General features: G+C 70.0%; 11 protein-coding genes and 1 pseudogene. 5 read left to right on the forward strand and 7 right to left on the reverse strand.

Features of this window, described 5'->3' with window-relative positions:
• Window positions 1-292 (forward strand): annotated as a pseudogene (locus ABZU75_RS41230) (lipoyl(octanoyl) transferase); the annotation flags it as partial.
• Window positions 293-385: 93 nt separating this feature from the next.
• Here ABZU75_RS41230 and ABZU75_RS41235 read toward each other — a convergent pair.
• Window positions 386-1936, reverse strand: a complete 1551-nt coding sequence (locus ABZU75_RS41235) for an amino acid permease (RefSeq protein ID WP_355567185.1) — start codon at window positions 1934-1936, stop codon at window positions 386-388.
• 9 nt (window positions 1937-1945) lie between these two features.
• Window positions 1946-2884: a phosphotransferase gene (locus ABZU75_RS41240; RefSeq protein WP_355567188.1), complete on the reverse strand. Its 939-nt coding sequence runs from the start codon at window positions 2882-2884 to the stop codon at window positions 1946-1948.
• A 105-nt stretch (window positions 2885-2989) separates the two neighbouring features.
• On the opposite strand from ABZU75_RS41240, the gene ABZU75_RS41245 reads away from it, so the two are divergent.
• The gene (locus ABZU75_RS41245; RefSeq protein WP_355567213.1) at window positions 2990-5545 is read left to right on the forward strand and encodes an FAD-dependent oxidoreductase; all 2556 of its coding nucleotides are present in this window, start codon (window positions 2990-2992) and stop codon (window positions 5543-5545) included.
• Window positions 5546-5643: 98 nt separating this feature from the next.
• On the opposite strand, the gene ABZU75_RS41250 is transcribed toward ABZU75_RS41245, so the two are convergent.
• Window positions 5644-6423: a hypothetical protein gene (locus ABZU75_RS41250; RefSeq protein ID WP_355567191.1), complete on the reverse strand. Its 780-nt coding sequence runs from the start codon at window positions 6421-6423 to the stop codon at window positions 5644-5646.
• A complete protein-coding gene (locus ABZU75_RS41255) occupies window positions 6416-6934 on the reverse strand; it encodes a SigE family RNA polymerase sigma factor (RefSeq protein WP_350963692.1) in 519 nt (172 codons plus the stop codon). The genes ABZU75_RS41250 and ABZU75_RS41255 overlap by 8 nt, the downstream gene beginning before the upstream one ends.
• A gap of 218 nt (window positions 6935-7152) precedes the next feature.
• Here ABZU75_RS41255 and ABZU75_RS41260 point away from each other — a divergent pair, with 218 nt between their 5' ends.
• Together ABZU75_RS41260 and ABZU75_RS41265 are read left to right on the forward strand one after the other, a co-directional pair.
• Window positions 7153-8142: a hypothetical protein gene (locus ABZU75_RS41260; RefSeq protein ID WP_355567194.1), complete on the forward strand. Its 990-nt coding sequence runs from the start codon at window positions 7153-7155 to the stop codon at window positions 8140-8142.
• Window positions 8143-8301: 159 nt separating this feature from the next.
• The gene (locus tag ABZU75_RS41265) at window positions 8302-10536 is read left to right on the forward strand and encodes a heavy metal translocating P-type ATPase (protein WP_355567197.1); all 2235 of its coding nucleotides are present in this window, start codon (window positions 8302-8304) and stop codon (window positions 10534-10536) included.
• Between the two features lie 4 nt (window positions 10537-10540).
• Here the strand turns inward: ABZU75_RS41265 and ABZU75_RS41270 are convergent, their stop codons facing one another.
• The 3 genes from ABZU75_RS41270 to ABZU75_RS41280 form a co-directional block, all read right to left on the reverse strand.
• Window positions 10541-11194, reverse strand: a complete 654-nt coding sequence (locus ABZU75_RS41270; RefSeq protein WP_355567200.1) for a hypothetical protein — start codon at window positions 11192-11194, stop codon at window positions 10541-10543.
• A 51-nt stretch (window positions 11195-11245) separates the two neighbouring features.
• Window positions 11246-11941, reverse strand: a complete 696-nt coding sequence (locus ABZU75_RS41275; RefSeq protein WP_355567203.1) for a hypothetical protein — start codon at window positions 11939-11941, stop codon at window positions 11246-11248.
• Window positions 11942-12120: 179 nt separating this feature from the next.
• Window positions 12121-12606, reverse strand: a complete 486-nt coding sequence (locus tag ABZU75_RS41280; protein ID WP_355567207.1) for an STAS domain-containing protein — start codon at window positions 12604-12606, stop codon at window positions 12121-12123.
• Window positions 12607-12873: 267 nt separating this feature from the next.
• Between ABZU75_RS41280 and ABZU75_RS41285 the strand changes: the two genes are divergently transcribed.
• Window positions 12874-13356 (forward strand): MarR family transcriptional regulator, encoded by a 483-nt coding sequence (locus ABZU75_RS41285; protein ID WP_355567210.1) that lies wholly within the window; start codon window positions 12874-12876, stop codon window positions 13354-13356.
• Window positions 13357-13462: the final 106 nt, after the last annotated feature.

The following is a 13462-nucleotide window of genomic DNA, read 5'->3' on the forward strand; positions in this document are numbered from 1 at the left end:
GCTGGGAGTCGCGGCCGAGCGCCGCGACACCCCGCCGGGCTCGGAGTTGCTGACCGGCGTGTGGACCGTCGAGACGGGACGCAAGATCGTCTCGATCGGCATGCGGCAGAGCCGGGGCGTCACCAGCCACGGGTTCGCCCTCAACGTCGACGGCGACCTGGCCCCGTGGGGCTGGGCGGTGGCCTGCGGCATGCCCGAGGTCGACATGACCTCGATGCGGCGGGAGGCCCCCGCCACCGCGGCCATGGAGCAGGTCCGGGCCGCGGTGGCGGAGGCGTTCGAGGCGAGCTGACCGACTTCTCGGCCTTCCGGGGTGACCCGGATTCGCGCCGGCCGATCCTCGGGCGGTGACCGGCACGGGTCTGGGGAAGCCGGCCGGGGCCGGTCAGCCGATCGGCTCCTTGCCGACCGGGTCGACCGGGTCGAGCTCGTCGATCGTGCGGCGCGGGCCGGTGAACCAGTGCCTGGCCGACAGCGCCCACCACAGGCCCACGCCCAGCACCATCACGCCGACCACGATCGGCGCGTAGTTCACCGCGGCCGGTGTGAAGTCGTCACTGAACGGCACGGCCGCCGGGACCAGCGGCATGACGAAGTAGATCGAGACGATGACGATCTCGACGATGGCGATCCAGCACATGACCCGGTACTTCGATCCCAGCGTCCAGGGCCCCGGCTCGAACCGGTCGCCCATCCGCAGCCGGAGCCAGATCGGGATCGCGAAGGCGATGTAGAGGCCGATGACCGCCACCGAGACGACCGCGTAGAAGGCCAGCGGCAACCCGCCGGGGGCCTCGTACAGCGCGGGCAGGGTGAGGACCAGCGCGGCCGCACAGCCGAAGATGATCGCGTTGACCGGGGTCCTGTTGCCGTCCACCTTCGACCACAGGCGCCAGCCGGGGACGGCGCCGTCGCGGGAGAACGCGTAGGTCATCCGGGACATCGAGGTCACGCAGCTCATCCCGCAGAAGAACTGGCCGATGGTGGAGATCGTGAAGATCGCCGTGGCCAGGTTGCCGGGGAGCGCGCTGTCGAAGATGGCGCCGACGAAGCCACCCGCCTCGTTGACCGCGTTCACGTCGGTGGCCGCGAACAGGAAGGCCAGCAGCAGGATCCAGCCGCCGATCGCCGAGTAGAAGATCGACTGCCACAGTCCCCTGGCGGCGGCGGTGGAGGCGCCCTGGGTCTCCTCGGACACGTGCGCGCACGCGTCGAACCCGGTGATCGTGTACTGGGTCAGCAGGAATCCGAGGGGCAGCACGTAGAACCAGTAGGACGAGTCGGAGAAGCCGGAGTTGTTGATCGTCTCGGTGAAGACGAACGACATCGACTGGTGCGAGTCGGGACCGAAGATCAGGATCAGCACGATCACCGCCGCGCCGAACACGTGCCACCACACCGAGACGTTCTGCAGCAGCGAGATCAGCCGGTGGCTGAAGATGTTGATCAGCGCGTGCAGCACCAGGACGATCGCGAACAGGATGAACGCGTTGGTCAGGGTGGGATTCCAGCCGGGGAAGAACCGGTTGAGGGTGATGTTCAGGAAGGTCGCGCAGCCGTAGTCGACCGAGGCCGTCACGGCGATCAGGCCGATGAGGTTGAACCAGCCGGTGAACCAGCCGTGGATGGGCTTGCCCATCTTCGCGGCCCACCAGTAGATGCCGCCGGCGGTCGGGTAGGCCGACACCAGCTCTGACATGCAGAGCCCGATGATCAGGATGAAGATCGAGATCAGCGGCCACCCCCATGAGATCGCGATGGGGCCGCCGTTGTTCCAGGCCTGGCCGAACGTGGTGAAGCAACCGGCCAGGATGGAGATGATCGAGAAGGAGATGGCGAAGTTCGAGAAACCGCTCCAGGTTCTGGAGAGCTCCTGTTTGTAACCGAGTTCGGCGAGTCGCCTCGCGTCCTCGTCGACCGACGTTGGCTTGGTCACGCAAGCCTCCTAGCGTGGTGGTGCGGGGGGTGGGAATCCGGTGCTCGCGCCCCGGACGTCATCGACGAGCCGCCCGAACTCCGGGTCGTCCAGATCTCGTACGGCCTGTGAGAACTTGTCGGCCGCCTCGGCCTCGTAGTCGAAGTCGGCGTCGGCGGCCCGCTCCTTCAGCAGCCCGTGGTGCACGGCGAACCAGAGCGTCCAGGTCAGGTTGGACATGATCAGGTTGAGCCGGACCCTGGAGGTGAGCCGCCGGTCGTCGGTGCCGAAGTAGGCGCGGGCCAGCCGGGTGGTCAGGTCCGGGTCGTAGTCCGCCTCGGCGGCGATGTCGCCCAGCTCGAAGGCGGGGTCGTTGTTCCCGGAGAGCTGGTAGTCGACGATCCTGACCTCGGCGCCGCAGCGGATGAAGTTCTCCGGCAGCAGGTCGTTGTGGCACGGCACCTTGGGCAGCGGGTCGGCGGCCAGCGCCCGCTCGATCTCCGTCACCGTGGCAAGACGGTCCTGGTAGCCGTCGGGTGTGCCCAGTTCGTGGGTACGGCATAGGGCGAGGAACTCGTCGAGCTTGCGGAAGATGGAGAAGTCGTTGACGAACCGGGGCCCGGCGTGCAGCCGGCGGCAGGCCGCCGCGATGGGGCCGGGAAGTGTCCGTACGGTGTGCGCGTCCAGGGTGACGCCTTCGAGGTACTCCAGCACCAGCGCGCCGGGCAGCCGGTGCAGCACCCTGGGGCCGACCCCCGCGTCCGCCGCGTGGACGGTGTTGGCGATCTCCTCATCGAGCGGTATGCCCAGGCCGGCGGCCGACACCCGGGGATCGAGCACCCGCAGCAGCCAGCGCTGTCCGTCGGCGGCGTCGAGCCTGGCGATCCGATGGCTGAGCCCGCCCTTGATCGGTGTCTCGGTCACGGGCTGTCCGGCCCATTTACGGACGTCCCCTAGAGGATCTGGCATGCCGCTCTCCTTTGGCCTACCTTCAGACCATTGATCCGATTCTGCGGACGAGGTGTTACAGAGGGGTTGCGGACTTTGAAACTTCCCGGCTCTGCACGGGCCGTCGTGATCGGTGGCGGGGTGGCCGGGTGCAGCGTGGCCTATCATCTGGCAAGGCTTGGCTGGACCGAGGTGATACTCGTCGAGCGACACGAACTCACCGAGGGGACCACCTGGCATTCGGCCGGGTTCGTGGGCCAGCTCCGCTCCACGGTCACCCAGACCAAGATGATTATGTATTCGGCCGGTCTCTATCCCGAGCTGGCCGAGCTCACCGGCCTGGACCCGGGGTGGCACGGGGTCGGTGGACTTCGCCTGGCGACCACGCCCGAGCGGGTGGAGGAGTCCCTGCGCCTGGCCGGGGCCGGGGAGACCTACGGGCTGGGTCTTGAGGTGCTCTCCGGCGCCGAGGCCGGGGAGATGTCCCCGCTGCTGTACACCGACGACGTGCGGGCCGCGCTCTGGCTGCCCGGGGACGGCTGGCTGGATCCGGCGCTGCTGGCCAGGGCGCTGGCGGCCGGGGCGCGGAAGCTGGGCGTGCGGATCCTCACCGGGACTCGCGCGGTGGGGCTCGACGTGGCGGGCGGGGCGATCACCGGCGTACGGCTCGCTTCGGGCACCGAGGGAGCCGAGGACTTCGAGGAGTGGTCGGTCCAGACGGAGACCGTGGTCGTCGCGGCGGGTGCGGCCAGCGGGCGGGTCGGGCGGCTGGCCGGGGTGGACATTCCGGTTGTGCCGATCAAACACCAATATGTGGTCACCGAGCCTTTCGGGGTTCCTTCCTCCACGCCCACGGTGCGGGATCCGGACAACATTGTCTATTTCCGGGAAGAAAATGGCGGGATTCTGGTCGGTGGGTATATCCGAAACCCGGAGATCTGGTCCACGGCTGCCCCGCTTGAGGAGCCTCGGACCGTCTTTCCCCCTGATATGCCGAAATTCCAGGAATCGTGGGAGTCTGCGGTGCGGCGGGTCCCCGCCCTGGCAGGTACCGAGATCACGAAGGTCGTCCACGGCCCCGAGGCGTTCACCCCCGACGGGGAGTTCCTTCTCGGCGAGACCTCGGTCCGCGGGTTGTGGGCGGCGGCGGGCTTCTGCGTCCACGGCCTGGCCGCGGCCGGCGGCGTGGGCAAGGTCATGGCCGAGTGGATCGTGGATGGCTCGCCCGAGTACGACGTGTTCGGCATGGATCTGCGACGCTTCGGGCTGCACGCCCGTTCCGCGGCGTGGAGCCGCGCCAAGGCCCTGGACTCCTACTCGAAGTACTACGACATCGTCTACCCGGGTGAGGAACGGACCGCCGCCCGGCCGCTCCGCCGCTCTCCCGCCTGGGTCCGGCACGCGGAGCTCGGGGCGGCGTTCGGCGAGAAGGCCGGCTGGGAGCGGGTGAACTGGTTCGAGTCCAACGCCCGCCCGGCCGCGGAGCCCGACCGGGACCCTCCCCTGGGCGACGGGGATGTCCGCTCGGAAGGCCAGGGCCTCCGGAGGGGCGGCCGGGATGTCCGGGAGAACGGCCGGGGCCTCCGCCCGGACGGATGGGCCGGCCGGATCTGGTCGCCGGCCGTCCGAGAGGAGTGCCTGACCACCCGCGACGCCGCGGGCCTGTTCGACCAGACCTCGTTCGCCAAGCTGGAGGTGGCGGGAGCAGGAGCACTGGAAGGGCTGCAGCGGGCGTGCGCCGGGCAGCTCGACAGGCCGGTGGGCTCGATCGTCTACACCCAGCTCCTCAACGCGCGCGGCGGCGTCGAGGCCGACCTGACCGTCACCCGCCTGGCCGACGACCGCTTCCGGTTGGTCACCGGCACCGCCTTCGGCGTCCACGACGCCGCCTGGCTCCGTGGCCGGGGACTCGACGTCCGTGACGTCACCTCGGCCCATGCCTGCTACTGCCTGTGGGGCCCGCGAGCGCTCGACATCCTCGGCTCCGTCTCCGGCGACGACCTGACCTTCGGCTACCTGAGGGCCAGGGAGATCAGCGTCGGAGGAGTCCCGGTGCTGGCCCAGCGGGTGACGTTCGTGGGCGAGTTCGGCTGGGAGCTGTACTGCCCCTCGGAGTACGGCCTGACGCTCTGGGACACGCTCATGGAGGCGGGAACGCCACATGGCATGCGCCCGGCCGGGTACCGCGCGATCGACTCGATGCGCCTGGAGAAGGGCTACCGCGTCTGGGGCCTGGACGTCACCCCGGAGACCACCCCGTACGAGGCGGGCCTGGGCTTCGCGGTCGCCGGGGACAAGGACTTCCTCGGCCGCGCCGCCCTGGACGCCGCCCACCGCCCCGCCGGCGACCGTCCCGCACCGGCCTCCTCGGCCTCCTCGGCCGCGAGTCCAACGGCCCCGGTGCCCGCGCGGAGCCTGTTCTGCCTGGTCCTGGACGACCCGCGTCAGGTCTGTCTCGGTGGTGAGCCGGTCCGCTCCGGCGGCCTGCCCGCCTCGCGGGTGACCAGCGGCGGGTACGGCCACCGGGTCGACCGCTCGATCGCCTACGCCTACCTGCCCGAGGGCACCGCCCCGGGTGACCGCGTCGAGGTCGGCATGACCGGCACCTGGGTGGGCGCCGCCGTCGCCGCCGAACCCCTCTACGACCCGTCCTCAGAACGCGTCCGTCGCCTGCCGTCCTGACCGTCCGGCCGAGGGGGCGGTGCCGTACCGGAGCCCGGACGGCGCGCACCGCCAGGGCTCCGGGGAGCGCGCCGTCCGGGGCCCGTCCCCTCGCCGGTTCAATCGTCCGATGTGAGACCGGCGGCGACCGCGGTCAGCTCGCGCTCGACCGCCCGTCTGCCGCCGAGATCCTTCGCGTAATCAGGACTGATCATCACCTCGACCGCCCGTTCCTCGCCCACCTGCAGGAAGATGCTCGGGGTCCCCTTCCCGCCGTCCTCGCCGACCCACTGGTCGACGACATAACCGGTCCGGCCATCGCCGAGGGGCACCTGTCTCCCCTTGTTCGCAACGCGGTAGCTCTGCCACTGCTCGTCGGCGCGTGCGGCGGCCAGACCCTCGAAGACGAAGATCTGGACACGGTAGGAGCCCTCGCCGTCGTCCGGATAGCTCCACGTCGTGGAGTACTCGTCGCCTCGGTTCACCGCCCAGGCGTTCCGTACCAGGCCGCCGGTCATGTATCCCACGTGGACGCGCCCCAGGGTGTTCCCGGTGCCGATGCCGACGGGCGTACGGAAGACGCGCGGGGTGGCCGTGGGCGTCGGCGTGGGCATCGGGGGTTCGGTGAACAGGGGCTGCGGCGCGTTCCGGTCGCCGGTGTCAGGCTCTGGCGTCCCGGAGGTCGCGACCTGGTCGTGCGGTGCGGGAGCCGGGTTCAGCGCCAGCTGGACGGGGGCCGCGATCCCCGCGACGGCCGCCGCGGCGACCACGGCGGTGATCCTGATCCGCCTGGTGCTCCTGCGCCGCGAGGACCGGATCACCCGCTCGGCCAGGCCGGGGGCCGCGCGCAGCCGCGCGGTCTCGTCCGCCATGATCTGGCGGATCTCCTGTTCAAGCATGGGCACTCCTGATCGCCTCCTCCAACGGCTCCCCGCCGATCGCCGGCCGCAGCTTGGCGAGCGCCTTGGACGCCTGGCTCTTGACCGTTCCCGTCGAGCAACCGAGGATCTCCGCGGTCTGCGCCTCGCTGAGGTCCTCCCAGTAGCGCAGGACGACCACCGCGCGCTGCCGGGGCGGCAGCTCGCGCAGCGCGTCCATGAGCGCGTGGCGGAGCGGGATGTCGGTCTCCCGCGACGGCCGTTCCGGCGGGGTGCCGGTCGGGATGATCCTCAGGACCGCCCTGCGCCGGGCACGGCTGATGGCGGTGTTCACGATGATGCGGCGGACGTAGGGTTCTGGATCGCTGTCGCTCCGGACCCGGCCCCAGTTGCGGTACGCCCGCTCCAGGGCCGTCTGCAGCAGGTCCTCGGCGTCCTCGGTGGCGTCGCAGGCGAGATGGGCGATCCTCAGCAGGCTCGTGCCGCGTGCGGCGACGAAAGCTGAGAATCCAGCATCATCTCGGCCGATCACCTCAGTTCATCCGATCTCATACCTCTCCATACGCCTGAGCGGAGAGAAGGGTTGCCCGCCGCCGATTTTCGGTAAAACCCGTCACCGACCTGCGCATCGGCGATCCTGGGCTCTGGAGACCAGCTCCAGGTATACCCCCAGGGGGTTGCTGGAAAGGGTGGTGATGTGGCACTGTGGTGGAGTCGATAGATACCCCATGGGGGTATTGAGGAGGAGTGATGAACGGCGCGATCAAGGTGGGCGCGTACGTGGTCGGGCTGGCGGCGGTGTTCGGCGGCGCGCTGGGGGTCGGCCGGGTGGTCGGGCCCGTTGGAGGCGCGGTGGCCGAGGCCACCCGCGATGCGGGCCACGGCGCCGAGCCGGGCGCCGGCCATGCCGCCGGGGCGGGCGCGGGGCACGACGAGGGACCGGGGGCGGTGCGGACACCGGCCGTTCCCGGCGGGCTCCAGGTCTCCCAGGGGGGATACACGCTCCTGCCGGAGACCGACGAGGTCAAGGCGGGCAAGCGGACCGACTTCCGCTTCTCGGTGATCGGTCCCGGCGGCCATCCGGTCACCGGGTTCACCACCCAGCATGACAAGAAGCTGCACCTCATCGTGGTCCGCCGCGACCTGACCGGCTTCCAGCACCTGCACCCCACCCAGAAGGGCGGGGTCTGGTCGGTCCCGCTGGAGCTTCCCGCCGCCGGGGAGTACCGGGCGTTCGCCGACTTCGCCCCGGAGGGGGCGGAGGCCATGACGCTCGGCATGGACCTGTCGGTGGCGGGTGACTACCGGCCCGAGCCGCCGGCCGTCCCGGCGGAGACCGCGAAGGTGGGCGACTACACCGTCACCCTGGCCGGCGACCTGGTGCCCGGCCGTACCAGCATGCTCACGCTGTCGATCTCCAAGGACGGGAAACCGGTCACCGACCTGGAGCCCTACCTGGCCGCGTACGGTCACCTGGTCGCGCTCCGTGACGGTGACCTGGCCTACCTGCACGTGCACCCCGACGGCGCGCCCGATGACGGGCGCACCGCGCCCGGCCCGGACATTACCTTCTACGCCGAGGTGCCGAGCGCGGGGACCTACGGGCTCTACCTGGACTTCAAGCACGCCGGCACCGTGCGCACCGCCGCCTTCACCGCCGCCACCAGCCCGGATCCCGAGGCCGGTGGGGCCACGGCGCCGGCCGGGGACGGTCACGGCTCCCACGAGCACGGACGGTAGCCGTGAAATACCCCGAGGGGGTTATGTGTTCCCAGGGTGAGAGGGCAGAGCATGTCCGCCCCCACCCGTGGCGGGGACGACCGGCCGAACGGGCCGGTGCCCAGCCCCCGACGAGGCGCACGGCCGAGTACGACGACAGGCGAGACACAAGGAGAGGACATGACGTCCATGACCACCGGTAGGCCGCCCGCCGGCGGCGAGATCGAGTTCGCCATCGGTGGCATGACCTGTGCCTCCTGCGCGGCACGCATCGAGCGCAAGCTCAACAAGCTGGACGGGGTGACCGCGACCGTCAACTACGCCACCGAGAAGGCGAAGGTCGCCTACCCCGGTGACGTCACCCCCGAGGACCTGGTCGCGGAGGTCGAGAAGGCCGGATACACCGCCGAGCTGCCCGCCGCGCCGTCCCCCGAGAGGATGGCGGAGCCGGTCGAGCCGGACGTGCTCACGCCGCTCAGGCAGCGCCTGATCATCTCCATCGTGCTGTCGGTGCCGGTCGTCGCGATGGCGATGATCCCGGCGCTGCAGTTCGACAACTGGCAGTGGCTCTCCCTGGCCCTGGCGGGACCCGTCGTGGTCTACGGCGGCTGGCCCTTCCACCGGGCGGCCTGGACCAACCTGCGGCACGGCGCCGCGACCATGGACACGCTGGTCTCGATGGGGACGATCGCCGCATTCGCCTGGTCCCTCTGGGCCCTGTTCTTCGGTACGGCCGGGATGCCGGGCATGCGGCACGGCTTCGAGTTCACCCTCTCCAGGGGCGACGGCTCGGGGAACATCTACTTCGAGGCCGCCGCCGGAGTGATCACCTTCATCCTCGCGGGCCGCTACTTCGAGGCCCGTTCCAAGCGCCGCGCCGGTGCCGCGCTCCGCGCGCTGCTGTCGATGGGCGCCAAGGAGGTCACGCTGGCCTCCGGGGAACTCGTTCCCGTCGACAGTCTCAAGGTGGGAGACCTCTTCCTGGTACGGCCGGGGGAGAAGATCGCGACCGATGGCGTGGTCGAGGAGGGTTCCTCGGCCGTGGACACCTCCATGCTGACCGGTGAGTCGGTTCCCGTTGAGGTGCGGCCGGGTGACACCGTGGTCGGCGCCACCGTGAACGCCGGGGGACGGCTCGTGGTCAGGGCCACCCGGGTCGGGTCGGACACCCAGCTCGCCCAGATGGCCAGGCTGGTGGAGGACGCGCAGAACGGCAAGGCCGCCGTACAGCGGCTGGCCGACCGGATCTCCGCGGTGTTCGTGCCGATCGTGATCGCCCTGTCCGTGGTCACCCTGGGCTTCTGGCTCGGCACCGGTTCCGGAGCCGCCGCGGCCTTCACCGCCGCCGTGGCGGTGCTCATCATCGCCTGCCCTTGCGCCCTGGGCCTCGCCACGCCGACCGCGCTGATGGTCGGCACCGGCCGCGGCGCCCAGCTGGGCATCCTGATCAAGGGGCCCGAGGCACTGGAGTCGACCCACGGCATCGACACCGTCGTCCTGGACAAGACCGGCACCGTGACGTCGGGCACGATGACCCTCAAGGACGTCTTCACCGCGGAGGGGCAGGATCGCGACGAGGTGCTCCGGCTGGCCGGGGCGCTGGAGGCGGCCTCCGAGCACCCCATCGCCCGCGCCGTCGCCCGCGCCGCGGACTCCACCGCCAAGGTCGAGGACTTCGCGAACATCGAGGGCCTGGGCGTCCAGGGTGTCGTCGACGGGCGCGCCGTTCTCGTCGGGCGCCCCCAACTGCTCGCCGAATGGTCGCAGCACCTGCCGGCCGACCTTTCGGAGGAGCTGGACCGGGCGTGGGCGCGTGGGGAGACCGCCATCGCGGTCGGCTGGGACGGTAAGGCCCGCGCGGTGCTCACCGTCGCCGACGCGATCAAGCCCACCTCGGCCGAGGCGATCGCCGCGCTGCGCGCGCTCGGCCTGCGCCCGATCCTGCTGACCGGCGACAACGAGACGGTGGCCCGTACGGTCGCCGAGGCCGTCGGCATCAACGCCGTCGACGACGTCATCGCCGACGTGCTGCCCGCGGACAAGGTGGAGGTCGTCAAGCGTCTCCAGACCGAGGGCCGTACCGTGGCCATGATCGGCGACGGGGTCAACGACGCCGCCGCGCTCGCCCAGGCCGACCTCGGCATGGCGATGGGCACCGGCACCGACGTCGCGATCGAGGCCTCCGACCTCACCCTGGTCCGCGGCGACCTGCGGGTGGCCGCGGACGCGATCCGGTTGTCCCGCCGCACGCTGCGCACCATCAAGGGCAACCTGTTCTGGGCCTTCGCCTACAACGTGGCCGCCCTCCCGCTGGCCGCGTTCGGGCTGCTCACCCCGATGATCGCCGGAGGCGCGATGGCGCTCTCCTCGGTCTTCGTGGTCAGCAACAGCCTCCGGCTGCGCCGCTTCAGGTGACCGGTCACCGTACCGGCACCGCCAGGTCGGCGGAGGGTGCGGGGTCGACGTCAGGGCTCGGTGCGGGGTCTCCCGCGCCGAGCCCGTCGCGTTCCGACAGCCGGAGGATCCTGCCGACCGTCGCTGAGTCCGCGGCGTAGATGTGCGGCACGTCGACGAAGATCCTCATCGACCCGCAGCCCACCGTGAGGCCGTCCGCCACCTCGCTCTGGACACCGCGCAGCGGCACGTAGTTCAGGTAGCTGGTGAACGCGTTCTGGGACCGGAAGGCGGCGGTCATGGCCAGCTGCCCGGCACGGAGCCTGAAGGCGAGGCTGGTCAGGCAGGGCACCGCGTCGGGCTGCTCGCCGGGAACGGTCAGCGAGATCCAACCGCTCTTGGTGTACGGCTTGGAACGGAGCACGTCGACGATCCAGCCGAGCTGGTCGACACCGAGCAACTGGCGGAGCCGCCCTCCGTAACTGTACTTGAAGGGTGGCACGATCGACCGCTCGCTGAACTTGCTGGCGTACAGCGGGATCTTCCCCGCGTCGCCGTAGCACTTCAGGACCGGATCGTCCCAGGCCAGAGTGGTGATCTCGAACAGTACCGCCGGTGCCTCGATGATCGGGCCGCGGTCGTCCAGGGCGGGCCGGCCGTTGTTCGTCACGTGTCGCATCAGCCAGATCCACGTCTCCCCACAAGACGCGAATCTGAGGAGGTCGGGCATTCAGGTCTCCACGTTGGGGAAATGGAAGGGATTGTGTGGGAGCCGGCGTTGCCGGGAAACGTTGGCGCGGACGTAGTAGACGAAGTAGTGGATCATTGCGAGCAGCCCGATGATCACCAGGAGCAGGGCTGTGGTGGGCACGGCTCCGATCATCCCGAGCACGCCGACCGCGATGTAGGAACTGTTGACCAGGGCCAGCATCATCACGTTGATCCCCGGCCAGGCCAACGGCGCGTACGTCTCCGGATAGCGGGGGTCCACCGGCAGGTTGGGAGTCCAGCCGAGGGCCGAGAACTGGTCCTTGAGGTGGACGACGTAGAGCAGACGGAAATTGTTGAGCGCCCGCGCGGTTCTCATGTGCGCGTTCACCGCCTCGATCAGCCGCAGGAAGGGCAGTACGCTGAGCAGCCCGAACGCGGCGACCGTCGCGAACAGGTACCAGGGCACGCCCTGCCATGAGGTCAGCATGTTCGGGCTGATCACTTTCGCGCCGGTCAGCGCGATCGCGGCGGCGAACGGGGCGGAGAGCAGGCTCATGGAGAGCCTGGTCATCTTGATGCGCTCGTCCTTGGCGGCCAGGTAGACCTGGTACGTCCCGGTGAAGTCCACGGACACGAGGGCAAGGAATTCCCTGGGTGCCACTGGCAGCCCGTCCAGGGTCTCGGGCAGTGCTTCCGCGGTCGCCCGCGGTGACATCTTCCGCATCGGGACCCCACTTTCGACGAAGAGTGGATTTTCCCGTAGGAAGATATTGACTCACTTGTCAGGCTAATGAGTGTGTTTTGACGACATATATCTCAGGACTTCTGCGGGCACGTCACCCACGGGGCGCGGCCGGCCGTTCACGGCGGCCGGGCAGGGCCCGCCGGCGCCCTTCAGCCTTCCGCCGTCCCGGTCTCACCGAGCAGTGCCTCCTCCACGGAGGCGGCCATCGTGAAGTAGCTCAGCAGCCCGGTGGTGGCGAGCATGTGGCGCAGTGTCCGGCTCGCCCCGGTCACCACCAGGCGGGTCCGCGTCTCCTGGCTCCGGCGCAGGATCCACAGCAGCTCCGCGAGCCCGGTGGAGTCGCAGAAGGTGAGCCCCGCCAGATCGAGGATGAGCAGGGGGGTGGCCTCGGCCCGGGTACCCGGAGCCGTCTCGAAGGGGGGCGGGACCAGTGGGGACGGGGAGGGCGGGTTCTCCGGGAGGAGCGGCGGGGGAGAGAGCGGAGAGCCGTCGGTGCTCGTGCTCCAGAAGCGGGCGAGTTCCCTCCGGAAGACCGGTGCGTAGTCGTAGTCGAGTTCGCCGATCGCCCGGACCACGATGGCGCCCTCGTGCGCGCCGGTCGAGACGGAGAGCGCGTTCACACCTTCGGGTGGCATGGAAAGACTCCTTAAGCCCGCGGTTCACAGGGCGGGCGTTCCCTCCGTCTTACCAGGTATGCGGAGCCGGCTGCCCCACCGGAGGGCGGAATCACCTGTCTCCGCCAGCTCTGCGGGGTCTTTTCTTATCCCCATGCGCTCTCCTCCGTCCGGATCGCCGCCTGCCGCGGGCCGCGGTGTGGCACCGGACGGCGGGCGGCTAAGTTGGATCCGCCCGTATCATTTATCTCACGAGCTAAATCTCTTAGATGGTAAGGAGAATTCGCGATGGAAGGCAAGTCCGGCCCCGGGGCCTCGCCGCTGGATGTCCTGAGCCGGATGGACCAGCTGATCGCGTTGAGCATGGTCGGGCGGCACACGCTCGCCGAGCGCCTTGGCATCAACGTCACGGACCTGACGTGTCTCGGCTTCATCCTCGGCGCGAAAGGGGAGGCGCTCACCGCGGGGCGCCTCGCCGAACTGGCGGGTCTCACCACCGGGGCCGTCACCGGGGTGGTCAACCGCCTGGAGAGCGCGGGCTACGCCCGGCGCGTCCCCGACCCCCACGACCGCCGTCGCATCCGGATCGTCCCCGAGGGGGACCCGGCCGCCCGCATCGCGGTGGCGTACGAACCCACCTACCGGCGGCTCGTCGAGCTCTTCGAGAGCTACGGCCCGGACGAGCTGGCCGCCATCTCCGACTGGTTCACCCGCGCCGCCGACGCCATGCGGATCTCGCTGGCCGAGATCCGCGAGTCTCCGGCGCCCTAGGCCCTGTCCTGCGGATCTTGCCGTGGCGAGGATCGGTCAGGTGGTGTCTCGCAAGGCGGAGGAGGGAGATCGGAAGAGAACACCTCACAACTCCAGACACAGAACT

It is taken from the genome of Streptosporangium sp. NPDC005286, assembly GCF_040607515.1.
GTDB lineage: Bacteria > Actinomycetota > Actinomycetes > Streptosporangiales > Streptosporangiaceae > Streptosporangium.